This is a genomic window from Bradyrhizobium sp. CCBAU 11386 (assembly GCF_028128955.1).
Classification (GTDB): domain Bacteria; phylum Pseudomonadota; class Alphaproteobacteria; order Rhizobiales; family Xanthobacteraceae; genus Bradyrhizobium.
The window spans coordinates 170,866-196,800 of sequence record NZ_LBKA01000002.1 but is presented as its reverse complement, the minus strand read 5'-3'; the positions used below and the strand labels follow the sequence as shown (position 1 = coordinate 196,800).

Genomic DNA, 25,935 nt, shown 5'->3' with positions numbered 1-25,935 from the left:
AGGAGCGGTTGGACGACGGCCGTAACAATTGCCCTGAACGAACCACGGGCGGTACGGGAGCTTAAGCAGGTGTTTGAAGATGATTTCCGTAGTTATTCCGCATCTAAATCAACCCGGTGCCCTCGACGCCTGTCTGGCCAATCTCAAGGCACAAACTCTTTCCCACGACTCCTTCGAGATCATCGTCGTCGACAACGGCTCCGCGATCATGCCGACCGACGTGATCAGCCGATTTCCCGGTGTACGACTCTTGCATGAAGCTCGGCCGGGTCCTGGTCCGGCGCGCAACACTGGCGTCGCCGCCGGAAGTGGCGAGGTACTGGCTTTCATCGACGCCGATTGCAGGGCGCATCCGGACTGGCTGAGCAGCATTTGGCGTTCATTGCATTCATCGCCGTCCGGCACGGTTCTCGGAGGGGACGTTCGTATCTGGCATGACGCGAGCGAACACCTGGATGCCATCGCAGCCTATGAGAGCGTCTTCGCCTATCGATTCAGGCTCTACATCGAACGCGATGGCTATGCAGGCACGGGCAACATGGCGATGTTTCGCCGGGACTTTGATTCCGTCGGCCCGTTCGCTGGAATCGATGTGGCGGAAGACATGGAATGGGGGCGACGCGCACGGCGCGCCGGGCTTCGGTTTCGGTACATTCCAGAGATGATCGTCTATCACCCGGCCCGGAGCTCTCTGCACGAACTCTACGTCAAGTGGGACCGCCAGATCGCGCATTCCCGCAACATGGCCGAGGGGACACCTGCCTGGAGATTGCGCTGGATTGCGCAGGCTCTGCTCGTGCTGGCCTCGCCCGCCCCCAGCATCGTGACGGTTCTAACGAGCGACCGGCTCGATGGCGTCGGGGCCCGCATCAAGGCGATCGCTATTATGTGTGCAGTACGGCTTCATCGCGTGATGACCATGCTCTCGTTGCTTCGCAATCGACGAGCAGTCGCATGGAACCGCTAGCCGGTGGGACGCAGCTAGTGCTTGAGCCTCAGGCCCATATTGACGTCCCGTCAAACGCCGTGTTGCTAGTCAGCTCCGGCAGATCAGAGCGCCGTCCAAAAGACCACAGCATCCAACCCAGCTCGTAGCTGCGGCACTCAAGCCGCAGTCCGACACGAGAGCTTTCGATTAGCCCCGACTCGCGGCCGACATAGGCGTTCTTGATCGCACGCAGCATCCTGGGCGCTCTCGTCGTCAATTCCAGCTTTCGAATCTGCGACCGGATGGTCAACCCGAGATCGGGCACCAGCATCGAGCGGCGAAGCTGGTTCTCACCAAATGTCCAATTAAATCCCTTGACTAAGGCAGTCCGCGCTCCGCGTACCTCATACCGTTCCGCCCATTCCAGCAGCGCCGGGGCCATTCCATATTGATGGACCGAGTAGACTTCATAGAAGTCAAGCACGCGGCCACCGATCGCGTCAAAAAACCAGGGCCATTCGCCCTGAGGGCCCTGGAGCGCAATCAGCTTGCTTGCGCAGGCACCCGCCATCGCAAGTGCGGATGAGTCGCCTGCGAATTCGCCGTAATGGTAGCAAGCAATCGACAGATAGATTTGGGTCGCGAATGAAGCGAAGCGCCGCCGAAATCCGAAGGGCGCGTCGAAGAAAAGTCCTGATCCGGAATGGAATCGCTCCTTGAGAAAGCGAAAGAGCGGATCAGCGAACCGCATCCATTCCCTGTCGCCCGCCCTGGTTCGAGCCACGACGCCCGTCAAAAGCATGCCTAAATCCTGCGCACGGAAGCCTGCCCACCGCGTTTGATCGGTCAAGAGCGCCTTCACTTCGAGCCTCGCCTGCTCAGGCATCTCAAAGCCGAGTTCTGCGGAGGACCAAAGCGCCATGCCCAGCGCATACTTTGGTACCGGAAGAACGGTGAGCTGAGCGGCATTCCGATAAAAAATCTCCGGTAGGTCGATATTGCTCGGAACCGCCCTTATCCTGGACAATCCGAGCAGGACGTTAAGCGTGTAGAATACATCGCTATGGGTCAATGACTCATTCGGAGAGGCACGTCCGTCCAGATGGTAGATATGCGACCAGCGGCCGCATTCGGGCAGCCAACACTGCTCCAACCCTCTGAGCGCATAGCGCACCAGCGGCGAATTCTCCGAGAATTCGGGCATCGAACTCGCCCCCTTGACCAGGCTAATCTTCGGCGAAGAATTACCGTGGATAGAGTTCACTTCAATATTTCCGGACGGCCTCATCCGATCCTCAAACTGAAATCTAATTATTAAACTATTTAATCAGCAACACTTTAGTTGGTCAATGCGACCAAATGAACCTTAAACTCTTGATTGAATTTCTGAAACCTGCCAGCGGTGCGCCTGAGCGTGTTAGAAACAGGTCGAATCCGCCAACTGCCCTCCTCTGCAACCGCTCGAATTAACGCGGTTTCCAAAGCGTGCCGATGAGGAGAGCCTCTCGAGCACCCACCTGCGTCGATTGCGAACGGCGGGTCCTCGGCTCATCGCAGACCGGCTGTTCGATGCCCACTGTAGTGATCAGATAGAGCGGCATTCCGCTGCCAGGCGGTGCAATTGCCATCGGCATTGAATTCACCATCGACAAGCTGCTCGAGACAGGTTTCGACGGAACAAGCCCAAGCCGGGAGCCGAATCCCTAAAATGTGTTCAGCCTTAGATGAATCGACACGCGAATTCCTTGGCCTCCGCGCCGCAGTTGCGTGCTGCTCGGTGGCAATTGCTTCAAGTCGGGGCACTTGTATTCCACGATGGGCTAGCAGATCGAATATTGCCTCGGCCAAGCCGTGCCATGTCGTCTCGCCTCGCCCGGCGAAATGGTAGATGCCGGCCGCAGCCCTCCGATCTTCGGTTATGAGCCGTCGCGAGAGCTGAAGAATCGCTGAAGCGAGGTCGAGCGCCGATGTCGGATTTCCGCACTGGTCGGCCAGGTGATCGGGTGCGATGAAATCGAGATTGTCGGCTGAGGTGTGATATTGTGGGATTTGCCCGAACTGGCTGCGTTGAAAGAGTCCAACAGGTGAATTAAAGCCTGGCGAACAATACTGGCGCTCATCATAACTATACGGAGAAAACTCGAGAATCGTCGGGGCTAACCCGCAATGTCGAAGGCTGTGAGTGACTATCCTGTCGGTCTTGGCGTCGCCTCGCCTGCTCTTTTTGTATGTTGGACCTCCTCAGTCTCCGACCATGGACACAACGAGCCCCATGCTTGATGTGCTTGGCGCGATCCTCATTGCTGTGCATGTTCACCAATTCGCTGATCGAATGATTTGAGTCTGGGCGGCGGCGAAGTCCTTTGGGGTTTGTAGCCAAGATGACCAGTTACAAGAACTCGCATTGCTTTCCTCTACGTCACGCTACTCATGAGCTGAATGCCGCCCTACCCCGCGTTAGGCGTTCCAGGACGATGGCGTCGGCTTCTTCATGGGCCGTCGGCGGCGCTGCAAGCGGCGTCACGAAGCCACCGCTTGTCGTTCCCGCGCAGCCGAGAGGCCGCGCTCGGAGTGCCACCACTTCACGAAATCCGCGAGTCCCTGCTCGAGCGACACTGTGGCGCGGAAGCCCAGCAGACGTTCCGCTTTTCCCGTTGAGGCCACACGGCGCGGTACCGGATCGATCGAACGCTCGGGCGCGAATTGCGGGAGCACGCCGTTACGTCCCATAACAGAAGCCAGGGCCGAAGCGAGCTGCACGAGACTCGTTTCGATGCCGCTTCCTACGTTGAAGACCTCGTCGCTGACCTTTGCCCTCGCAGCGAGAATGTTCGCGCGAGCAACGTCACGGACATGCACTAGATCCAGGGTTTGCTGGCCGTGCCCAAATATGACCGGAGCCATTCCAGCTTCAAGTTGCTCCATCCAGCTGATCAACATCTCGGCGTATCGAGCGCGCACGTCCATGCGGCTGCCATACACGTTGAAATATCTGAAAGCGAGGTAGTCAAGGCCGTATATATCATTGTAGGCGCGCAACAGGCCCTCATTGCACGCCTTCGCGGCACCATATACCGTACGATTGTTATATGAGTTCTGACGTTCGGTTGTCGGAAACTCCTCCGCCATGCCATACACGGAAGCCGACGACGCCGCGATGATCTTCTCGATGTCGTGTTTCACGCAAAGTTCGAGCAGTTCGAAGGTCCCATTCACCATGACGTCCATGGCGAGACGCGGTTCAGCTGCACAATGGGTATTACGCAGTGCTGCCTGATGAAAGACGATGTCGGCCGCTTTCACCAGGGCTTCCATTAACTTTGTGTCGCGTATATCGCCATCGACCAGCCGCACTGGTCCTCGTGTCAGCGCCTTGCGAAGGTTCTCCGGTCGACCAGTCATCATATTGTCGAGCGCGACTATTTCGATGCAGCCTTCGTCGCATAGTAGATCGATGATATGCGAGCCGATAAACCCGGCGCCTCCGGTAACAAGAATGCGTTTGCCCTTGAGATCGATCAAGACCGCTCTCCTGCTTCTAGGCTACTAGACCATGTCGAGGCATTTTGTTCTGAAATGCCCAGTCACTCCGGAAGACTTGAGCCTCGGGTGCCGCGATTTTCTTCAATTCGGAGGCAACGACGCTGGGCCGATCCGGCAGTAGCTCGGGATAAACCGGAAGCGATAGGAACTCGCTCGCAAGCCTTTCACTTACGGGCAAATCGCCGACGCGATATCCAAGTTCTACGTAGCTCTTTTGTAAATGGACCGGAACGGCGTAATGAATGCCGACGCCGATCCCCGCGCCGCGTAGCATTTCGAGAGCCTCATCACGGTGCGGATGCCTAAGGGCGTAGATATGGTAGACATGCCGGCTGTGGCTGGGCGGCCGCGGATGCGCGCGCGCCCGACTGGACAGTGCCTGATCATACTGCGCGGCGATGGACCGACGAGCCTCGGTCCAGGATTCAATGTAGTCCATCTTTACGTTCAGTACAGCCGCCTGGACTTCGTCCATCCGGTCGTCGTATCTTGCGAGAACATGATTGCGCTCGCCACCCTGCGCCCGGTCGAGAAGCTGTGACACCCGCCGCGCAAGTTCAGGGTGATCCGTGACAACCGCCCCGGCCTCGCCATAAGCTCCGAGATTCTTGTCGGGATAGAAGCTGAAGCAGCCGAGATCCCCGATCGAGCCGGCCCGCTTGCTCTTGTACTCGGCACCATGCGCCTGAGCAGCGTCCTCGATCACAAAGAGACCGTGGCGGCGGGCAATCGACATGATCGGATCCATGTCCGCCATGAGTCCATGCAGTTGGGCCGGCAGTATTGCCTTCGTTTTCTTCGTAATCGCTGCCTCGATCAAGGAAGGATTCATCGTCCACGTGATTGGATCGACATCCACAAAGACCGGTGTTGCACGGCATCGAATGATGGCAGCCGTCGTCGCGACGAAATTCATCGAGACCGTGATCACCTCATCGCCCGGCCCCACTCCGGCCGCCAGCAATGCGAGATGGAGCGCCGATGCGCCGCTGTTGACGGCACGGCAGCAACCGACGTTGCAGTAATCCGCAAAGCGTTCCTCGAACGCGCCAGCTTCAAGTCTCCGCGCAGATCGCTCATCCCCGACGGCGCGGGCGATCGCAACATCGATTTCCCGCCCGATCGTGCGAGCTTGTGCTTTCAAGTCCAGGAAAGGTATCAATTCGGTTATCACACTCGCCGTCCCAACAATTCAAACGGTTTAATATATTATTTATTTTAGATCAAATAATAAATGAGGACAAAATACCAACAGCATATTTCTCAAGCTACGGCGTAGAGTTCCGGTTCGAATTGGCAGATAGCGCGAAACCTGGCCATGGAACTACCCCTTGGTGGGCCTATACCGCAGCTGTCTCCGAACCGTTCGACGTCGCTCCGGTTTCATCTAAGGAAATGCACGACCTCGTTCAGATACTTGCCATAGCCGCTCTTCTCCAGCGGTCTCGCCAGCGCGGCGACTTGATCGCGATCGATGAAGCCTTGCCTCAGGGCGACTTCCTCCAGACAGGCAACCTTCATCCCCTGTCGCTTTTCGAGCGTCTGCACGAACATCGCCGCATCGATCAGCGACTCCACCGTGCCGGTATCAAGCCAGGCGAAACCCCGCCCCATCCGCTCAACATGGAGCGCCTTAGCCGAAAGATAGCGCATCTGCAGCTCGGTGATCTCGAGTTCGCCGCGCGCCGACGGCTCGACGCGTCGTGCGTAGCGCACGACGTTGTTGTCGAAGAAATAGAGACCCGTGATCGCCCAGTTCGAGTTCGGCTGCTTCGGCTTCTCCTCAATTCGCACCGGGCGATCAGCATCGTCAAAAGTAACGACGCCATACCTCTCGGGATCTCGTACGTGGTAGGCGAAAACGGTCGCACCTTCCTCGCGCCCTGCAGCCCTAGCGAGCAGCTCGCTCAGGCCGTCGCCAAAGAAAATGTTATCCCCAAGCACCATCGCAACGCGACTGTCCCCGATGAAATCGGCACCAACAATGAACGCATCCGCAAGACCAGTGGGACGGGCCTGCTCCGCGTAACTGAGCCGAATCCCCCATTGACTGCCGTCCCCCAGCAAGCGCTCGAACTGACACCGGTCTGAAGGCGTGGTGATGACAAGTATATCGCGGATGCCTGCCAGCATCAGCGTCGACAAGGGATAGTAGATCATCGGCTTGTCATAGATGGGCAGCAGCTGCTTGCTGACCACGCGCGTGATCGGGTAAAGACGCGTTCCGCTGCCGCCAGCCAGCACGATTCCCCTCAGCATCGGGGTCTCCTTCTCCGACGAGTTGATCGAGACAGGTTTCGAGAGATTGGCGCCAGGCCGGCAATCGAATTCCGAACACGCGTTCGGCCTTGGATGAGTCCAGCCGCGAATTCGGCGGCCTGCGCGCGGCGCAGGGATGCTGGTCGGTCGTAATCGCTTCGAGCGTGGGAGGCTGCACTCCACGACGGGACAGGCCGTTGAAGATGGCCTCCGCAAACCCGTGCCAGGTCGTCGCCCCTTGACCAGTGAGATGAAAGATGCCGGCCACGGTGCGGCGGTCGTCGGTTAGCGACCGCTCCGCGATCTGCAGGAGCGCCGCCGCGAGTTCCGCCGCCGAAGTCGGATTTCCCTGTTGGTCGCAAACGACCTTTACAATCGGGCGCGTTTCGGCGAGCCGCAACATCGTCCGGACGAAGTTGCTGCCAACCGGGCTGTAGATCCAGGACGATCTGATTACAGTCGCAAGCGGATGCGCGGCCAAGACAGCCGCCTCGCCCGCCAGCTTCGATGCACCGTATGCGTTGAGCGGTGCCGGAACGTCTGCCTCGTCGTAGGCCTCCTGCTTCGCACCGTCGAAGACATAATCGGTCGACAAATGGATAAAAGGAATGTTTCGCTGCCATGCGATATCCGCCAACGCCACTGCACCATCGCGGTTGATTCTGAAGGCCTTCCCGACTTCGGATTCGGCCTGATCCACCGCCGTGTAGGCGGCGACGTTGATGATCATGCAAGGGCCAATCGAGGCGACTGTTCTGTCGATCCCCTCTCGGACCTCCAGGTCGAGTTCCTCACGCCCGAGGGCCACCGCGGGCAAGCCGCGGAGAGCAGCGAGGTGGCGAAGACACGTGGCCAATTGGCCATTCCGACCAGCAATCAGTATCGATTGTTCAATCATGTATGCGACCTCAGTGTTTCGTGGCTGGGAGGCCGAGACGCGAGCCGTCGTAGATGGTGTTGCGAGCCCCGCGCCCACCAGGCGCCGTTGGCGAGATACCATTCCACGGTCTCGGTGAGACCTTGCTCGAAGCTTCGGGTCGGCTGCCATCCCAGTTCGCGGTGAGCTTTGGACGCGTCGATCGCGTAGCGGGCGTCGTGTCCCGGCCGGTCCGGCACGAACTCGATCAGCGATCGCCTCGCTGCCGCCCCCGGACATAATCGATCAAGCACGTCACAAATCTGGGTGACGACCTCCAGGTTGGATCGTTCGCTGTTGCCGCCGAAATTGTACTTCTCTCCGGGTCTGCCTTCGAACAGCAGCTTGATTAAACCTGCTGCGTGATCCTCGACATAAAGCCAGTCACGCACATTGCTGCCGTCGCCATAGACAGGCAACGGCTTGTGCTCAATCGCATTGAGAATCGTCAGTGGAATGAGCTTTTCCGGAAATTGGAACGGTCCGTAATTGTTGGAACAATTCGACACGACGACCGGCAAGCCATATGTCTTGTACCAGGCAAGCGCGAGGTGATCGGAAGCCGCCTTGCTCGCCGAATAGGGCGAGCTCGGCCGATAAGGGGTCTCTTCCCGGAAGCGGTCGAACGATCCCAATGAACCGTAGACTTCATCGGTCGACACGTGAATGAACCTGAACTGTTTCCGCCGCTGATCTGGCAAGTGGTCGTAGTATCGCCTGGTTGCCTCCAACAGCGTATGGGTGCCGACGATGTTGGTACTGATGAACGCTGCCGAGCCGGTAATTGACCGGTCGACATGGCTCTCCGCGGCGAGATGGATGACCGCACCTGGCTCCCATCTGGAGAACAGATGATTTACCGCCTCCTGGTCGCAGATGTCGTGCTGCTCAAATCGATAGCAACTGGTGCCGTCAATGGATACCAATGACGCCAGATTGGCCGCGTATGTCAGCTTGTCGACATTGACGACTGTGGCCCCTGCATCCAACACCAACTGCCGACAGACCGCAGAACCGATAAATCCCGCTCCACCCGTCACCAGGACACGCATGCCACGCCCTCTATTCGAACACCGAAGTAAGCTGGCCGAAGGTAGGAAGCGTTCGGTCCTTTGGTGAGAGCTGGGCCTCCGAGGTTGTCACCGGCCAGTCAATCGCCAATTCGGGATCGGCCCAATAGAGCCCACCGTCATGGCGGGGAGAATAGACTTCATCGACTTTGTAAAAGACCACGGTTTGAGGCTGGAGCGTGCAGAAGCCGTGAGCGAACCCTTTTGGAACGAACAACTGCTCGTCGCTCTCGCTGTCCAGCTCGACCGAGACGTGCCTGCCGAATGTCGGGGAGAGGCGGCGAAGATCGACCACAACATCGAGAATGGCTCCCCTGAGCACCCGGACCAGCTTGGCCTGAGCGAATGGAGGCCGCTGGAAGTGCAAGCCGCGAACGGTCCCAATCCGCTCGGAGCAGGACTGATTGTCCTGGACGAAGTCGTGGGGAATGCCTTTCTCGGCAAACGCCGACCGATGAAATGCCTCGCAGAAGTAACCGCGGGCATCGCACAGTCGAGCTGTTCGGATCATTTTGACGTCAGGGATCGCCAAGGATCGCACTTCAACCATTAAAGCACCCTTCCGAAGCCTGCAGTTTCATCATCCAATATTTTTTGGGAGACCATCTGTCCACCCGGATTACTTTCGAATTCATTATTATCGATTATCGCCAAAAATCACTCCGACCGCTGAAACGCGCCGCGAAGCACTCAAATTTCCGCAAGAGATCACCCAACTCAATTTCAACAGATTAATATCGATTATCATTTAATTTGGCAATGCCATTTTTGTCTGATATCTTTATTTTAAATGCCAGGTTCACAAATCAACCAGGCGCGTCGGTGGGGACAGCACTCACATAATCATCCCCTCTGCCGGCCCAGATAGGTACGTGATGCTTCAGAGCAACCTCCTACAGACCGACGGCACACGCCTGCCGTTCGGCGCGCAGGCGCAGTCCGATCAGATAGACAGCGGTGGGATCGGCGACCTCATCAAATTCGGAATGTCGTTCCTTCGACGCCAATATTTGATGATCGCCGTCACTGCCGTGCTCGCAACCGCGACCAGTCTGCTCTACCTTCGATTGACCCCACCGACCTATACCGCGCAGGTCCAGGTGCTGCTCGGCAATACAAGGGCACAGTTCATCCAGCAACAGTCACTCCTCGCGGAGCCAGCCTTCGATCTCAGCCAAATCGAGACACAACTTCAGCTCCTGAAATCGAGAGCCACCGCGGTGGCGGTAATCAATAAGTTGAAGCTGACCGAAGATACTCAGTTTAATGAATCCGGGCCCTCTCTGCTTTCCGTGTGGCAGCGATTTCGGGCATGGGTGTCGTCCCAACCCAAAAATCGCCAATCCGATTCCCAAGGGCAGCCGTCGGAAGCGGCCATCGACGCATTTCTGGATCGACTGTCAGCAAACCGCGTCGGCTACAGCAACGTCATCGAGATCAGCTTCAGTTGGAGTAACCCACGCCAAGCGGCGGAGATCGTCAACGCAGTGGCCAACGCCTATGTCGCCGACCAACTGGACGCGAAATTCGAGGCCAATCGCAAGGCCACGAGTTGGTTACAGGAGAGGTTGCGCGATCTTGGCGAGCAAGCGCTCTCTGCGCAACGCGCCGTTGATGCCTACAAAGCCCAGAACAACATCGTCTCGTCTGACGGAAAGTCCATAGGTGATCAACAAATCACAGCACTCAACGCTCGATTGGCGGCCGTCCGCGCGCAGACCTCCGAGGCCCGGGCCAGGCTGACCCGCTATGAGGACCTCCTCAGCGCCGATCCAGCAAAACCCTCGTCGATCGACAATCTGGATGCCATCGGCACTGATGCGACGAACAGCCAAATCATCACTGTGCTGCGCCAGCAATATCTCGAACTGGCGAGGCGGGAAGCCGAGTTGTCGGCCCGTGTCGGTCGCGACCACCTGGCAGTCATCAATATCCGGAATCGCATGCGCGAGTTCCGCACCTCGCTTTTTGAGGAGGTCAAGAGGCTTGCCGGAATCAGTCGAAGTGAATTCGAGTTCGCAAAACAGCGCCAACAAGAAATTGAAAAGCAGTTGGCTGAGGCCGTGTCGCAGTCACGGTCGACGAACTCCGCCGAACTGACCATCAAGGACCTGGAAAGCCGTGCAAAGGGCTTGCGGAGCCTCTACGAGACGTTCCTGCAGCGTTACGTGGGATCGACCCAGCAGGAGACCTTTCCCATCTCAGAGACCCGGGTGATCTTTCCGGCCACACCGCCCCAGACCAAAAGCAAGCCGAAGACAAAGCTGGTGTTGGCGTTCGGCATCATTGGTGGTCTCGTACTCGGCATCGCGCTGGCGTTTATAAGGGACGTCATGGACCGCGTTTTTCGTACCTCGTCCCAGATCGAAGCCGCGTTGGAACTACCGTGCCTGTCCCTCGTACCGCTGCTGCGAGCTCCAACGAAATCAACAGGCCGATCTCAACAGGCGGATGGGGATGTGCAGCAACGGACACTCTCCACTGTGCCGGCGGTTCACCGGACAGTTGTCGGGATGCCGCTATCCCGATTCGCGGAGGCGATCCGCTCGATCAAACTTGCCATCGACCACAATCCCGCGAAAATCTCCAACCAAGTCATCGGTATCACGTCGGCCTTGCCGAATGAGGGTAAGACCACAATTGCAGCCTCGCTCGCGCAATTGATTGGACACAGCGGCAAGAGAGCCATCATTGTCGATTGCGATCTTAGGAATCCCTCGCTCACTGCCAACCTCGCCCCCAAAGCAATCGCTGGACTCATCGAGGTCGCAAACGGCAACCGCACCCTGGAAGAAACGATTTGGCGGGATCCTGAGACCAATCTTGCATTCCTCCCCGTCGTGCGGCGAGGACCTCTGATTCATACCAGTGAGATCCTTTGTGCCGAGACAATAAGCAAGCTGTTTGACCGTCTGCGAGCCAGCTACGACTACGTGATCGTGGATCTCCCGCCACTCACTCCTCTGGTCGATGTACGGGCCTCAGCACCTCTGGTTGACTGCTTCGTTCTGGTTGTCGAGTGGGGACGGACGAAGATCGACGTCGTCCAACACGCTCTGCACACGGCACCGAATATCCACGACTCTCTCATCGGCACAGTCCTTAACAAGACCGACATCAAGGCAATGGCTCGATACGATACCTACCGAAGTGACTATTATGATGACAGCCACTACGTCCGCTATGGCCTATCCAGTTCCTGAAATTTCCTAGCGTCTCCCCCCGGGTCTGGAGACCGGCCGTCGCAAGAGATGGTGAGTACATGATTGCCCCGCTCGTACTACTGGCTTTGCTCTTGGCCACCTGTTTGTCATTCCTAATTACAGAAACCCTGCCGGCGGCGGCAGTCGCGTCGGTGATCCTCGCGACAGCGGCGTCAGCTCTAGCGGCCCTCCAACCAACCTCCACATTCACGCGGCTTGCTAGGCTGCTGCGACCTCTTCTCATCATTGCTCTCATTACGCCGGCGCTTTGGATGGCTTTGCAACTCGTTCCGATCCCGTTTGGCGGACTTGGAAATCCCATCTGGGCGACCGCGTCGGCTGCCTTGAACGAACCGCTCGCCGAACGGTTCACCGTCGACCTCCGCGCTACCATGCTGTCGCTTGCGCAGTATAACGCCATCGTCGCTACTGCGCTGGTCACCGCGGTCGTCGCTCTGGATAGGCAGCGTGCGGCGCGCGTCCTGTACGCCCTGGTATGTGTCACGACCCTCGTCTCCGCACTCGCGATCTGGAGGACAATTAGCCCCTCGCATGATTCCTCGCCTAGCGCGTATGCTGCCGCCGTAACGAACGGCTCGATCGCCGCAGCGCTGGGCGTCATCCTCTCGACTGCGATGGCTATCCGGGCGTTCGATCAGCTGCGGCGTCCTGGAAGGTCACCGCGTTCGGCGAAAGGTCCGATAGCCAGTCTCTTGGCTGCCATTCTCTCGCTGATCGTCTCCATTGCAACGGTCCTCGTCTGCTCCGATTCCGCGATGGTCGCCGCTGCCCTGCTTGGGGCCGGGACCTTGGCTGCTGTCGTAGCTATCCGCAGATGGTTCTTCGGATTCTGGGGCATGGCGGGGGCTGTCGCAACTGCCGCAATCATTTTCATCGCGAGCTTCACCGTCATTCCGATCAAGAAGAATACCGACCTGACACTCGCTTTGTCGACGCAGAGTGAGGCCGCAACTGAACGGATGCTGCAGGACATCGGCCCGGTCGGATCCGGCGCGGGAACATTTGATGCGCTCCTGCCGGTTTATCGAGACATTGGCGTGACCGCCGTGCGCGAGCGACCGACGGTTGCTGCAGCAATTGCCATCGAGATGGGGCACGCGTTCCTCTGCGGGCTGCTGATTGTTACGGTGGTGGGCGCCTGCACCTTGTTCAAACGCTCTCTGTCGCGAGGGTATGATTACCTATTCCCGGCCGTCGGCGCCGGCGCCTCGGTCTCACTGCTGATCTTGGCATTCGCCAAGGATGGCATTCTCAATCTTAGCGTATCGCTTTTGGTTGCGGCGCTCTATGGCTTGGCGTTCGGTCAGAGCCTTGCCTTGCAGGAATTTCCAGAAGCCGTAACTGGCAAGCATTCGCTGGGGTGGCGAGGCTACTCAGCTGCATTCCGGAATAATTGGGCGCGCATAGCACTGGTATCCGTCGGAGTCGTGCTGATCGCCCAAGCAGCTTGGCTGACCTCGCACTGGTGGCCTTTCGGCGCTGGCTTCTCAACTGTCGCAGCCACTGTTTCACGCGACGGGCTGACCGACAAAGTCTCAAGAGCTGCATCAATCGCGCCCGGGCACGAAGACGTGGGGGCAACGCGGCGGTTTACAGCCGCAGCACAAGCAATGACCGATGAACTCGAGGTCCAGGCCGGGCAGAACGCTAGCCGTCTCTCCCCCACCAACGCGCTCGCAAACGCGTTGCATTGCTCGCCACTTCGGGGCGACGTTTGGCTCATGCTTGCAGCAATCGCAAAGCAGGACAAGTCGGCCGGATATAACGCGGCGGCCCTGCTCAAGATGTCGTACTACACTGCGCCAAATGATGTGGATCTGTTTCCGTTGCGGTTGTCTATCGCACTCGGCACAGACGCCGCAATCAGGGAGCCTGAGCTTCGTGATCTGGTTAGACGCGATCTCAAAGTTGCAATTGCACGCCAGCCAGCCTTCAAGCCAGCTATCGTCGCGGCGTACCAATCGGCGTCACCCGAGGGCAGGTCGTTGATCGAGAAGCTGGTTTCGGAGTTCGATCCGAGCTATCTCCAGAACACACGCGCGCGAGATCCCTAGTTCATTCGCGGCGGATCCCCAGCGAAAGATTTCGGCACCACTGCGTTCCTGGAACTCGTCAGAACCTGCAGGAACCCGGCCACTACCATTAAATATCGTTTAGCTTATCGTTTTTCTCTTGATATAATTAATAAAAATATAATAGATTAAATTAAATTAACCAAATTGAAATCGCCATCGCAATGAACTTTGTCCACCGACATGTTGGATATCGTGGCAGCGATGCGGCAGGCCTCGGCGCGGAGTTGTCTGCGCCTCCAGAGCGGAAGTGGCCGGTCCGATACGAGTCGATTGAATTCGTGGCACTTTGCGCCGACGCCGCAACCATCCTCTTCGCAAGCATCCTCTCCGCATTGCTCTACAAACTCCATAGCGGCGGAGTCGTGGGCGATCTGAGCAAGGCTGCGGGCTCTGCCATTGTCGCAACGGCGCTCTTCGTTTCCGGAATGAAAGCAAACGGTCTGTATAGACCGCCTGAACTTCTCGTGCTCCGAAGCCAAATCCGCGCCGTTTGCATGGCCTGGATGTCATTGCTTGTACTCGCTGCCACCATGGACGCGTTCAACCTTTACCCGGAATTATCCCGAGGTGCTGGCCCACCCTTTGCCGTGCTCGGTCTCGCTTCATTGATCGCTGAGCGGTGTATTGTCAGAGCATTGCTGATCAAATGCCTCAGTGGCCGAAAATTCGCCGGGACTAATATCTTCCTGATTACCGATCAAGCGCCTTCAAAGCATGCGGGTCTAACGGAGACCCTCGCGATCCTCGGCTTTTGCGTCAGGGAGCGATTCAGCTTGCCGTCGATGGGTTCAGATCTTGGCTGGCGCAAGCGGCTCAGTGCCCGCGTGATCGAACAAAGCCGAAGCTCCGAAATCGATGAAATCATAGTGGAGGCGAACCCGGAGCGGTGGTCCGACCTACGCGCTTTCATTGCGGATTTGCGGGTATTGCCATTTCCGATCATGTTCGTTCCGGTCGGCGCGGCATCAGAATTGCTTCGACGTCCCACGCGGAGTCTTGGAAGTGCCGTTTGTGTAGAACTCCAGCGAGGCCCCCTAACGGCGCTCGAATGCGCGAGCAAGCGAATGATTGACCTTGTCGGCGCGGGGCTCGCCCTGACGATATTTGCGGCATTGCTTGTGCTGGCTGCGGTCGCGATCAAGCTCGATTCTCCCGGCCCCATATTCTTTCGGCAACAACGCTGCGGCTTCAACGGCCGGATCTTTTCAATCCGCAAATTCCGGACGATGCATGTGCTCGAGGATGGCCCAGTGATCCTTCAGGCCAATCCCCTTGACCAACGCGTCACCCGGGTCGGCAAATGGCTGCGTCGGACAAGCTTCGACGAATTGCCGCAGTTGCTAAATGTTCTCGACGGCAGCATGTCGCTGGTGGGTCCGCGTCCTCATGCCTTGGCCCACGACGGACAATTTGACAAGCTCGTGCGGAACTACGCGTTCCGCCGCAGGGTCAGGCCAGGATTGACCGGATGGGCCCAAGTTCACGGCTGCCGCGGCCCAACTCCCACAGCAGTCATGGTCGAAACGCGCGTGCAGTACGATCTCTGGTACATCGACAATTGGAGCCTTTGGCTGGATCTCGCTATCCTGCTGCGAACTCCCATGGAGGTCTTGCGGGGGCGGAACGCCTATTAGGCTCGATCCGGACAAAGACCTACGGACTAACAAGCTGCGCCGGGCCAGCCGGCCGAACAATCCCCGCCGATTAGGCAGATGAAGTCACGCCCGTTGCCGAACCTTCGAACCTGCTTCCCCTATGCGAAACTCCTCAATCCTGCGGCCAGACTTCATGGCAGTAACCAACCACCGCGGCCGCTTACCACGCCCCGACCAGGTCTCGGACGTCAGGGGGTTCCGGTATTTCGGCAGCACTCGCGGATATTTGCGTCTCGGTTTGCCGGCCGGAGACACGTCCGACCCGCGCGAATCCGCCAAAACAGCCATCCCGCCGCCGAGGACGGCCAGGCGCTTCTCCAGTTCGCGCTTTTCCGCCTTAATCCGGTCCGACAAAATGCCGCTGATTTCCTCATGAAGCGACCAGAGATCGTCAAGAGACATTGATTCTAATTCGAGTTTCTTGGTTGACATGCCACCACCCTGTAGTTGCGCTGTGATATTGCCGCAGCCCGACGTTAATCAAGACCGAAAGGCCGATTTGCCAAAAAATGTATGGAACCGAACTGGAAATTCTCGTTCCAGATAACTGCGTCGCGATTGCTAATCAAGCTGAAAAATGAGCTGTCCGCACAATTTAATCAGCGGAGGGAGTAATATTACACACCCTACGTGCAGCCGCATGCTCTTCAAGCGACACCCAATTAAAGGACGCATCAAGAAGCGGGCAGCACGAACAATCTGCCACGGCGCACTCTTGACGAATTTGCCCGGCGCGTGAGGCCGCCCTTATTCCTCCTGGGCAGACTGCATATCATGCAGCTTTTGGACAGCCGCAGACGGGAGCGAATAACCTCGATATCCCTTAGCGCACATCGCCTGAGCTCGATTTGAGCCTTCAGGGAGCGGATGTCCGACAATGCAGCCGATTGAACGACAAACCGGCTGATCGAATTTTGGAGACGTCCAAGAGGATACTCGATCAACGTTGTTTTCCTCTTTGCACCTACAGCAAATTCCTTGGTCTGTGGGCGCTATTAATAAAATAATCCTCGCAATATTATTTAATAAATATAATATATTTATTGCAAGCGTCAATTTGAAAATGCTGGCGCCGGTCTATGGTTAATTCGCCACTCGGGCAATGATATCGAGAATGTGGAGGATAACAGATGGATAAATCAGCCGAACGGTGACGAGAACGCTATGCGCAGGCAGGATCTCGAAGCCATGGATTTTGAGGAACTTTGGCTCCTTCACGAGGAACTAACGAAGATTCTTACCGAAAAGATCACCGCCGAAAAGCGGGAACTGGAAAAGCGCCTTGCGCAGCTGAACCAGCCAGGGCAGATCGGCGGATCTGAAGGCGGGGCGGCCGAGACGGGGACAGGCCAGCCGCCGCGCCGTAAATACCCAAAGGTCGTGCCGAAATACTTCAACCCGCTCCAGCCGACCGAAACTTGGTCAGGGCGAGGCAAACAGCCTCGCTGGCTGGTTGCCGCGCTCCAATCCGGACACACGCTGGAGGAGTTCAGGATTCGCGATAATGGCGAATCATCCGATCGAAATGCCAGCGGTCGAGAGCATTCATAGATCTGCGCGGCTGCGCAAATGTCGGATTGCCCGAAAGAGGTTTAGCCCTGCGGAAATCCGTGAAGTAACGCGAACAGCCTGAAGTTACGGGCTAATTCGAGGAATGCCGGCGATTGATTTTGCCGGCAATCGCGATGGCGGGGCCGATTTCCTTGCAAAATCGAATGAGGGATTCCGTCGAATCGGCGGTCGTGATTCTCTGCTCGTCAGAGTGCATGAGCGGAGGTTTGGGCCACGGGAGCGGCGCGAGACCGGCGAGCAGGATCTGTTTCGCTCCCGGCTCGATCGGATCATCAACATGAAGCATTCGCTGGTGACGCTGGCGCGCGCTGTGGATTGGGGCTTCCTGGAGCAGAAGTTCGGAGCGGTCTACACCGACGGCCCTGACCAGCCGCCGCTGCCGACGCGCTTGATGGCGAGGCTCGCGATCCTCAAGCACACCTATGACCCGTCCGACGAGGTGCTGTGCGAGCGCTGGGTGGAGAACCCCTGTTACCAGTTCTTCTGCGGCGAGGAGTTCTTCCAGCACCGGCTGGTGTTCGATCGCTCGTCGTTGACGCGCTGGCGCAACCGGATGGGCGAGGAGCGGCTTCAGGCTCTGCTGCAGGAGAGCCTGTCGGTTGCCGTCAGGACCAAGGCGATCAAACCGTCCGAGTTCTCCCGGGTGATCGTCGACACGACGGTGCAGCCCAAGAACGTGATGTTTTCGACCGATGCCAAGCTTCTGAACCGGCGCGCGAGAAGCTGGTGCGGCTGGCGCAGCTCACCGGGGTGGGTTTACGCCAGTCCTATGCGAGGGTGGGCAAGTTCGCCCTGATAAAACATCAGCGCTACGCCCATGCCAAGCAGTTCAAGCGTGCCAGGCGGGCGCTGAAGACGTTGCGTACCTATCTCGGCCGGGTCATGCGCGACATCAGCCGCAAGATCGCGGGCAACGCCGCGCTCGAGGGGAGGTTTTCGAAGCTGTTATTGCTGGCGCGCCGCGTCCACGAGCAGCAGCAGCGCCAGCGCGGGCCGAAGGTCTATTCGCTGCATGCGCCGGAGGTCGAATGCATCGGCAAGGGCAAGGCCCATCGCCCTTACGAGTTCGGCGCCGAGGTCTCCGTCGCAACCACGCTCAGCCACGCCGGGGGCGACCTGTTCGTCACCCATGTGAAGGCGCTGCCCGGCAATCCCTATGACGGCCACACGCTGCAAACCGGCATCCCAGACATGGAAAAGCTCGTCGGCAACATCATCGAGCGGCTCCTCCTCGACAAGGGATACCGCGGCCACAACGCGCCGCCGGATTACAAGTTCAGGGTCCTCATCTCGGGTCAGAAGCGAGGTGTCACGCCGTCGATCAAGCGCACCATGCGCCGCAGATCCGCCATCGAGCCTGTCATCGGCCATCTCAAGGCCGAGCACCGCATGGAACGCAACTATCTCTGGTTCAAGCACGGCGATGCCAACAACGCCGTGCTTGCCGCCGTCGGCCACAACTTCCGCCGTCTCCTCCGCTGGCTCAGGCGTTTGTTGCACCAAATCCTGGCCGCACTCTTCGCCCGGCCGCTGCTCAATCCGACCTGAAAACAGGAATCTTCACGGACGACTGCTTAGACCTTTCCCGCACGAACCGCGGTAGCCGCCCTCAACAGAAACTGCAAGGTATCCCCTCTTGGCATGGACCACAATCGACGCCGGCGCGCGCTGGTTTGCGTGTGGTTGATCGCCTCCCTCCGGTAATTTCTGAGGTCCAGAATCGTCATTGCGAGGAAAGGCACGCGTGTGGCCGGAAAGCGCGCTTGCATCAATTGTCGCATGAACTGCAGACGCGGGATCAGTCGGGAACGCAGCGAGTGCGGGATCTCGACCCCAAATAGTTCAGCGAGAGCGAGCAGCTGGGTTTCGACCGCGTTCTTCATCAATTTGCCCGAGACATGAGAGGTAAGCTCCTTCCAGTCGAGCCCCCCAACTGAATTATTCAGATCACGCAATTCAACAAGGTGCCGTAGATCGAGGTCGCCGAGCCAATAACCATGGTCTTGAAATTGATCATGGACGATCAGAATGAGCGCTTGGTAGGTGGGCGTGGGGATATACACGCTCCCCCGCCCCAGCAGCGGAGGGACGCAGTGGTTCAGAGCATCTCCGGGGCCGCGGTAAAGGTAGGCAGGGCCGGGAGCGCTCCGCTGCAGATCGATGGTTCCGACATCCCGCGACCGATTCAGCTCGACATACCATCTCCGGCTCTCGGGAGGCGCCTGGTCATGAATTTCATAGCCAATTGCGCGGAGAGCCGCGACCGCCCTTTCGGTTTCGTCCGGCATGACCATGACATCAAGATCAGACATCAGCCGAACTCCTCGCCGCTCAACAGGCGCGGTGGCCAGTGTCGCTGCTCCCTTGAGCAACACTGGCGTAACTCCCTGGCCATTCATCGCAACGACAGCTTCTTCCAATTGACCGGCCAACCGATCGTTGCGCAGCACGTTTCGGCGATAGATCTGGCGGATATACATGCAGACGTCGTCCGGCAGCACCGATGTTGATCGACGAAGTCGATCAGCGCCGGCGTCGTCAACGTCTGGTTTGCGAGCCCGATGACGGAGGTCCACTCCAACTCGACAGGAGGTAAGCCTTGCAAGCAATTGCAGAGGATCGTCAGTGCCGCGCTATGCCCTGCCATCGCACAAGTCCATCAGCAGCCTCTGGGCCTCCGCCGACTCGCAGTAAGTGAGTTGATACGATCGCGCGCCTGCCTGCTACGATCCGCTTCAAAGCGGAAAAAGCCGGCCAGCGACAGTCTTCCGTCGGCGGCAAATGCGCTCTCGATGAGCCGCTTCATCGAATCAAGCTGATCCAGCGCGGTCAGCTCGACCGCGCCGCTTGCGACCCGGTTCAAAAAGATGATCCAGCTCGCGGAAAGGCATTCGTTATGCGCGTCCGCTATTGGCAAGTACCGCACCTGAGCGCCATCTGGCCGGCAATGCGTCACGTCGTTCCGATCGCTTCGTCGTCGCAAGAGTAAATCCCACGCCCCTCCTTGAGGGTGAGAGCAAACGGAATTCCACGGATCGTTCCGTCAGTCCCGATCAGCGCGACGTCATCGCCCGCATACTGAAATCCGGCATCCACCAACTGCAGTGCAAGAGTTGACTTTCCGGCTCCCGGTTGGCCGCAGAGCAGCAAGCCCATGCCGCCCTTCGCGAGAGAACCGGCGTGGAGGGCGAGGGCCGAACGATCATCTCGGATAAGTCGCTCGGTGATATAAGCTTTGATTGCAGGTGCCAGTGCTTCGACTTCACATCTACGGACGCGCGCGTCATCTCCGCGGAATAACACTTGATCGTCGAGCACCATTACCTCGATCGCAATCCCGTCATCGCCGGCACTGTGGTCTGAAACACTAAATAGAGAGACCAACTCTTTCAATAGATCCCAATTTTCAGCCCGGATAGTGATCTTGCGCCGACCTAGAATCGCTGAAAAGGCACAATTGGTCGAGCTTCGCCAGTCGACGTCGAGCAGCGCTCGGTCGATCCAGATATTCATCGCCTGCCGCGTGAATTGGCGGGCCGTCTGCTCGTCAATGCCCAGCTTCCCAAGCTCCTGATGGATATTTTCCAAGGAAGCGTCTTGCGCCAACTTGCACCAAATGAACGCCCCCATTTGGTCCAGTTCGTAGATCTTCTGCGCTGCTTCGCTAAAAAGCACCGATCGACCGTCCAGCAACGCAAAGCCCGCATCCGCCGCCGGTCTCAACACCATCTCTGCCGATGATTTATCCAGCACGGCTCCGGCCAATATGAACGATATCTGTCTTGTCACTGCGCCGACTTGTTTGGCGACAGCATTTGCGATGCACTAGGCCAAACGAACAGCTGTCGCCGGCGACACTCAGCGGTAGCCGCGATAGCACGGCGCCGCGACGGAATTCTCGGACCGCCGTACCGCCTTGATGTAGGTCCGCATCCGGCGCGAGCACACATCACCCGATTGCTCTTCGTTTCGAAGTGAGATCCGACCTCAGTCACGCCGCCAACTGACTGCCCTCGTCCGCTCCAGGTGGACATATATTTAACAATTCTTCATCCGAAAAGCCCTCGCGCGCGAACAACCGGTGAGCATCCAGCAGATACCGGTAAGCTTCGCGATCAGCATTCCGCTCTTTCAGAATGCGCTCCTTCTCGCCAATGTTTATTAATTCCTCGCGCATTTGAGCCAACTCCTGCCCAGCCGAGATGGAGTTGTGCTTGGTATGAATTAATTCCCACATCGTCTCCTCCAACCGCACGGACTTTAAAGAGCTAGCTTACGTCATTGCCGGCAATTAACAACGAGATTTATATTTAAATTTTCAAGTCAACAATTGTTTCTTATTTGAACCGGGCGCAGGGCATTCAACACCGAGGATCGCCTCGAATTTGCTGCGTCGAAACGATGATCAGCCAGATTACCGTCGATCATCGAGGGTGGTGTCTGCGGTCGTGTCCCAGAGAGTGGTGTAGCTGACTAGCCGCTCGCGACGCGCGCCCCACCTGGCGCCGTAACGAGCGGGCGGCTTTGCGCGTGGTCTCCGATGATTCGTCGATAAGGTTTGGATTGCGACACCAACCTGATTCGAGGAACCACCGATGACCGACGACATGATGAACCTACGCGCGCTCATGGAGAAGACCCCAGATACGGATCTGTTGCGCGAGATGATTGGCTACCAAGAGCCAGGTGTCGCGGCTCTGCAGTGAGATCGACGACAAGGTGAAAGCCTTCCTCAATCGCCCGATCGAGGGCGACTGGCCCTATCTGTGGATCGACGCGACCTATGTGAAGGTGCGGCAGAACGGGCGCATTGTCTCGGTCGCGGTGATCATCGCGGTCGGAGTCAACAGCGATGGCCGCCGCGAAGTGCTCGGCATGGACATCGGCCCGTCCGAGGCGGAGACGTTCTGGACCGCGTTCCTACGTAAGCTGGCGCGGCGGGGCTTGCGCGGCGTCAAGCTCGTCGTCTCTGACGCCCATGAGGGATCAAAGCCACGGTCGGAAAGGTTCTCAACGCCACCTGGCAGCGCTGCCGCGTGCACTTCATGCGCAGCGCGCTTGCACACGCCGGCAAGAGCGGGCGGCGCGTCGTCTCCGCCTTCATCGCCACCGCCTTTGCTCAGGATGATGCCGAAGCGGCGCGGGCGCAATGGGGGCGCATCGCTGATCAGCTACGCCCGAACCTGCCGAAGCTCGCGGCCTTCCTCGATGAGGCCGAGACCGAAGTGCTGGCCTACATGAGCTTCCCGACCGCGCACCGCGCCAAGTTGCACTCGACCCATCCGCTCGAACGGCTCAACGGCGAAATCAAGGTGGCCGGCATCTTCCCCAACGAGGATGCCATCACTCGTCTGGTCGGTGCCATCCTGCTTGAACAGAACGACGAGTGGGCCGTCCAGCGCGGCCGATACATGACACCGGAAACGATCGCCCCATTGGGCGATGATCCCGCCGTCAGCTTCCCACCTGACCGATCCGGCCCATGCCGGCGAACGCGGTCACCCGCACTCAGCTACACCACGCCCCGGGGCACGATCGTGTCTGCCCCGAGCGAGCCCGGCTGCAAGTGGGGTGTACGCAATCCGCGATCGGGCGACGGCAGTGCCGCCAGCCCTTTCTGAACGCTAGTCCAGCACTCTGTTACGGACGTTCCTTTGGGGGTATTGCAGTGAGCGATCGGTTTTGCAGTCGCATGGCCGTTCTGCGCCACACGGCGCTCAAACTCGTTCAACAGCTGACGCAACTACGGATGCTTCGAGAAAGAGAGCGCAACGCGGAAGCGCAGGGCCTAGGCAAGGGCGCGGCTCAGCGTCGCTTTCGCAGATGCGGAACCACTCGCTTGAGGCAGGCGTTGCACGCGAGCTCGATGGCGCCGACGATGAGAGGCAATCGACGTCGGTCAACGTTCCTCGCAGGCTATTCAAGCCGTCCTAGAAGGCGATCGGGTTCAAGATCGACGCGCGGGCCACCCAGTTTGCGCAATGTCCACCCTCGTGGTCGTTTTCGCGACTAAACACCTGACCTGGTCGGCACCGCTGGATCCAATGGACCCGGCTGAAAGCGACTGCCATCGGCAGGCATATTATTCGATCTCCGGTCAAAACAATCTATTGATTATTAAACAATAATTTGTTTAAATTTAGAAATTGACATGCAGATTATAGATTGGAAAAAGGCGCCGCATTCATGTGGCCGATGGGTGTAGAAGCGGCAACGCGGAGACGATCGGGCATTGTCGGCGATAACATCGGGCCAACTCTGGAATTCTCGGTCCAGTTACCCGTCCCCGGCGACAAAGCGAGGCTCGCAGAGCATTCCTTTAAGCGCCGAGCCGTTCGGGCACGAACGAAGCCGGCGTGGATTGCAGCGGCCATTATGGCGGCGACGTGGGTATCGACGACCCAGGGTCTCGCGGAACGCCAAGACCTGCAGCTAACTCCGCAAGCGTTACGCCCCAGCGCTGCGACGACAGACTCTAGTCAGACGATACGCCTGGGCGTGCGGCGGCCGGCCCAGATTGGGCAATCCATCGACAAGACCGCCAAGCGGCTTGCACAAGCCAAAACCAGCGATACTGAGGAACTGCGGCAAGCTCTGATCCAGGAACAGCGGAAAGTACAGGCTCTGACGCGCGATCTTCAAACATCCCAGCAGGAGCCGGATTCGGTCCTAAGACTGCTACAGCATGCACGCGAGCAATGGATCAACATTGCTGAAGCAGCCGAGAATGAATCGGAAAAGCTGCAGAAATCGCTGCAAGAGGAGCGCGCGCGAGGACAACGGCTGGAGCAGGAGCTGGCCCTGGCGCGCCGCGATCTTGAATTGCAAGCTACGCTGACGTCCAGACCCGGCAACGAGAGCACCGAACTGAAGCAAGCAGCAGAGCGAGAGCTGCAAAAGGTTACGCAGCAGGAGCGAGATCGAACGATCCAGCTGGAGCAGGATCTGGCAGTCGCTCGCCGCGAACTGGAAACACAATCGACGCAAGCTGCCAAGGTGACCGCAGAAGAGACTAGCGCGAAGGAGGCCGCGGAGAAAGCTCTCGCGGAGCTGCGGATGACCCTCCAGCAGGAACGCGGTCGCGCTAAGCGACTGGAAGAGGACCTTTCGACAATGCGATCCGAGCTCGAGAACCGATCCCTAGAGGTCGCCAAGGCGACCGAGGAAACGGGCCAAATCAGGCGAACGGCGGAAAATGGCTTCGCCAAATTGAGGTCATTACTCAAGGAGGAACACGAAAGAGCAGATAGGCTGGCACAAGAGCTCTCGCAGGCGCGCACCAAAGTCTTCGCATACGAAGCCAAAGCCGCGGCAAACGACGAAGCAGGGCGCACGACGCAATCGACCGACGGTGGATCGAAAGAGCTGCAAGAACTGCTTCGGCAAGAACGCGCTCGATCCAGCCGACTGGAGCAGGAACTTGCGACAGCACGCCGAACTCTTGAGACAAGGACTGCGGTAGGCAGGTCTACGAGAACGCCGCCGGCATGGGAACTAGGGGCCCGGCTGCTTGGCTCATCGCAGCAGCAGTTTCGGCAGTCTCTGCCCGAGCTTGCGGCGACACCAAACAAGGCGAAGGCACCGTCTACCGATCTTAGCGTCGTCACGGCTGGAGCAATCGCTCGCGTACCGCCTATTGAAACTCAGACCGCCAGCGCGGCTCGGCTCGCAGCTGGCAGCGGTGACCTTAGGCTCGAGCATGAACAGGCAGCGGAGCTGGTGCGTTTGATTGCCCGCGCAAGCGGCTTACTCGGGCAAGGCGATATTGGTGCGGCACGAGCAGTCCTGGAGCGTGCTTCCGAGCTGGGTAGTGCTCAAGCAAGCTTCGCACTCGCCGAAACATATGATCCCAACATCCTTGTCAAATGGGGCGCGTACGGAACGCGCGGCGACGCGATCAAGGCACGGGAGTTCTACGCCAGGGCTGAAGCAGGAGGAATCAAGGAGGCGAAGGAGCGGTTAGACGCACTTGAGTAGCATCATCGTCCCAGCAAGGGCGGCAATATCAGAGGCGGACCTCGACTTACTGCTCTGCCTTCACATGTCCAAGCGCCTTCGCTAGAAGCTAGCGCATCCGCCCCGGCGAACTCCGTCAGCTTTCCTGACCAATCGTCTCCTCCTTTGGCGTGCGACGCCAAACCTTCTTTGGGCGGCGAGCACACGGCGTCGAAGATCCTCCAGTGCGGAAAGCTCAGAAGCAAGGACCTCAAGATGCTGGCGGAGAACCGCGGCGCGATCACGATTACTCATTTGTACGCCCTCTAATATGACACCTACGCCAAAAATTGCCTGGCTATCGGAAATCCAATAGGGGCGACTCAAAACGATCGCATGAGGGTTCGTCAAGCATCAACCAGCTCTCGCTGGCTTACCATTAAGAGGTACGTCGCGTTTGATGATCGTCGAACGACATCGCCTTCGATCGTTCAATTCTCTTCCGACCAAAATTCAAAATTGGTTCGGATTCGCCGTATTATCGAGACCGCCAAGATGATCCCCGCTATTGTCGCTGCGACCGCAATTGCGATGAACACGATCGACCTCCCATTGACAGGACACGAAACGGCTTCGCCATCCTTGGACGAGAGCTGGAAGCAACATGCTGGAGCCGTTTCGAGGTCATGGCGCACTTCTGACGCCGCCACTCAAATTTAATCATAACATTAACTAAATTGTTCGCTATTTAATTGCGT

The 25,935-nt window shown here is 58.2% G+C and carries 19 protein-coding genes and 3 pseudogenes; 8 read left to right on the top strand and 14 right to left on the bottom strand.

What is annotated here, in order from left to right; genetic code table 11:
• Positions 1 to 79: 79 nt before the first annotated feature.
• Positions 80 to 967: a glycosyltransferase gene (locus tag XI09_RS01125; RefSeq protein ID WP_271565303.1), complete on the top strand. Its 888-nt coding sequence runs from the start codon at positions 80 to 82 to the stop codon at positions 965 to 967.
• A gap of 28 nt (positions 968 to 995) precedes the next feature.
• Here XI09_RS01125 and XI09_RS01120 read toward each other — a convergent pair whose 3' ends face one another.
• The 8 genes and pseudogenes from XI09_RS01120 to rfbC form a co-directional block, all read right to left on the bottom strand.
• Positions 996 to 2,132, bottom strand: a complete 1,137-nt coding sequence (locus XI09_RS01120; RefSeq protein WP_271565302.1) for a hypothetical protein — start codon at positions 2,130 to 2,132, stop codon at positions 996 to 998.
• Between the two features lie 344 nt (positions 2,133 to 2,476).
• Positions 2,477 to 3,118, bottom strand: a complete 642-nt coding sequence (locus tag XI09_RS01115; protein WP_442869508.1) for a DUF4910 domain-containing protein — start codon at positions 3,116 to 3,118, stop codon at positions 2,477 to 2,479.
• A 330-nt stretch (positions 3,119 to 3,448) separates the two neighbouring features.
• Positions 3,449 to 4,450 carry an NAD-dependent epimerase/dehydratase family protein gene (locus XI09_RS01110; protein WP_271565301.1) on the bottom strand — a complete coding sequence of 334 codons (1,002 nt, stop codon included), beginning with the start codon at positions 4,448 to 4,450 and terminating at the stop codon, positions 3,449 to 3,451.
• A gap of 16 nt (positions 4,451 to 4,466) precedes the next feature.
• Positions 4,467 to 5,633 carry a DegT/DnrJ/EryC1/StrS family aminotransferase gene (locus XI09_RS01105; protein ID WP_271565329.1) on the bottom strand — a complete coding sequence of 389 codons (1,167 nt, stop codon included), beginning with the start codon at positions 5,631 to 5,633 and terminating at the stop codon, positions 4,467 to 4,469.
• A 221-nt stretch (positions 5,634 to 5,854) separates the two neighbouring features.
• Entirely contained in the window at positions 5,855 to 6,730 is an 876-nt protein-coding gene (gene rfbA, locus XI09_RS01100) for a glucose-1-phosphate thymidylyltransferase RfbA (RefSeq protein ID WP_271565300.1), read from the bottom strand.
• Positions 6,639 to 7,628: a dTDP-4-dehydrorhamnose reductase gene (gene rfbD, locus XI09_RS01095; RefSeq protein ID WP_271565299.1), complete on the bottom strand. Its 990-nt coding sequence runs from the start codon at positions 7,626 to 7,628 to the stop codon at positions 6,639 to 6,641. Before rfbD ends, rfbA begins: the two co-directional genes overlap by 92 nt.
• 10 nt (positions 7,629 to 7,638) lie before the next feature.
• Positions 7,639 to 8,698, bottom strand: a pseudogene (gene rfbB, locus XI09_RS01090) (dTDP-glucose 4,6-dehydratase).
• A 10-nt stretch (positions 8,699 to 8,708) separates the two neighbouring features.
• The gene (gene rfbC / locus XI09_RS01085) at positions 8,709 to 9,266 is read right to left on the bottom strand and encodes a dTDP-4-dehydrorhamnose 3,5-epimerase (protein WP_271565298.1); all 558 of its coding nucleotides are present in this window, start codon (positions 9,264 to 9,266) and stop codon (positions 8,709 to 8,711) included.
• A 325-nt stretch (positions 9,267 to 9,591) separates the two neighbouring features.
• Between rfbC and XI09_RS01080 the strand changes: the two genes are divergently transcribed.
• From XI09_RS01080 to XI09_RS01070, 3 genes are all read left to right on the top strand, one after another.
• Positions 9,592 to 11,919 carry an AAA family ATPase gene (locus tag XI09_RS01080; protein ID WP_271565297.1) on the top strand — a complete coding sequence of 776 codons (2,328 nt, stop codon included), beginning with the start codon at positions 9,592 to 9,594 and terminating at the stop codon, positions 11,917 to 11,919.
• Positions 11,920 to 11,978: 59 nt separating this feature from the next.
• Entirely contained in the window at positions 11,979 to 13,994 is a 2,016-nt protein-coding gene (locus tag XI09_RS01075) for a hypothetical protein (protein WP_271565296.1), read from the top strand.
• Positions 13,995 to 14,176: 182 nt separating this feature from the next.
• A complete protein-coding gene (locus tag XI09_RS01070; protein ID WP_271565295.1) occupies positions 14,177 to 15,649 on the top strand; it encodes an exopolysaccharide biosynthesis polyprenyl glycosylphosphotransferase in 1,473 nt (490 codons plus the stop codon).
• Positions 15,650 to 15,733: 84 nt separating this feature from the next.
• On the opposite strand, the gene XI09_RS01065 is transcribed toward XI09_RS01070, so the two are convergent.
• Positions 15,734 to 16,102 (bottom strand): H-NS histone family protein, encoded by a 369-nt coding sequence (locus XI09_RS01065; RefSeq protein WP_271565294.1) that lies wholly within the window; start codon positions 16,100 to 16,102, stop codon positions 15,734 to 15,736.
• Positions 16,103 to 16,834: 732 nt separating this feature from the next.
• Here XI09_RS01065 and XI09_RS01060 point away from each other — a divergent pair.
• Positions 16,835 to 17,221, top strand: a complete 387-nt coding sequence (locus XI09_RS01060; RefSeq protein WP_271565293.1) for an H-NS histone family protein — start codon at positions 16,835 to 16,837, stop codon at positions 17,219 to 17,221.
• A 91-nt stretch (positions 17,222 to 17,312) separates the two neighbouring features.
• Here the strand turns inward: XI09_RS01060 and XI09_RS01055 are convergent, their stop codons facing one another.
• A complete protein-coding gene (locus XI09_RS01055) occupies positions 17,313 to 17,528 on the bottom strand; it encodes a hypothetical protein (protein WP_271565331.1) in 216 nt (71 codons plus the stop codon).
• Here XI09_RS01055 and XI09_RS01050 point away from each other — a divergent pair.
• Positions 17,433 to 18,790 (top strand): annotated as a pseudogene (locus XI09_RS01050) (IS5 family transposase). The gene XI09_RS01055 and the pseudogene XI09_RS01050 overlap by 96 nt on opposite strands.
• Positions 18,791 to 18,816: 26 nt before the next feature.
• Here the strand turns inward: XI09_RS01050 and XI09_RS01045 are convergent.
• The 4 genes from XI09_RS01045 to XI09_RS01030 form a co-directional block, all read right to left on the bottom strand.
• Positions 18,817 to 19,722 (bottom strand): nucleotidyltransferase family protein, encoded by a 906-nt coding sequence (locus XI09_RS01045; RefSeq protein WP_271565292.1) that lies wholly within the window; start codon positions 19,720 to 19,722, stop codon positions 18,817 to 18,819.
• Positions 19,723 to 19,901: 179 nt separating this feature from the next.
• Positions 19,902 to 20,159 (bottom strand): hypothetical protein, encoded by a 258-nt coding sequence (locus XI09_RS01040; RefSeq protein ID WP_271565291.1) that lies wholly within the window; start codon positions 20,157 to 20,159, stop codon positions 19,902 to 19,904.
• Positions 20,160 to 20,194: 35 nt separating this feature from the next.
• Positions 20,195 to 20,995: a hypothetical protein gene (locus tag XI09_RS01035; RefSeq protein ID WP_271565290.1), complete on the bottom strand. Its 801-nt coding sequence runs from the start codon at positions 20,993 to 20,995 to the stop codon at positions 20,195 to 20,197.
• A 238-nt stretch (positions 20,996 to 21,233) separates the two neighbouring features.
• Positions 21,234 to 21,479: a hypothetical protein gene (locus XI09_RS01030; protein ID WP_271565289.1), complete on the bottom strand. Its 246-nt coding sequence runs from the start codon at positions 21,477 to 21,479 to the stop codon at positions 21,234 to 21,236.
• 437 nt (positions 21,480 to 21,916) lie between these two features.
• Between XI09_RS01030 and XI09_RS01025 the strand changes: the two are divergent.
• Positions 21,917 to 22,707, top strand: a pseudogene (locus XI09_RS01025) (IS256 family transposase); the annotation flags it as partial.
• Between the two features lie 700 nt (positions 22,708 to 23,407).
• Positions 23,408 to 25,219, top strand: coding sequence for a hypothetical protein (locus XI09_RS01020; RefSeq protein ID WP_271565288.1), 1,812 nt, complete (start codon positions 23,408 to 23,410; stop codon positions 25,217 to 25,219).
• Positions 25,220 to 25,935: the final 716 nt, after the last annotated feature.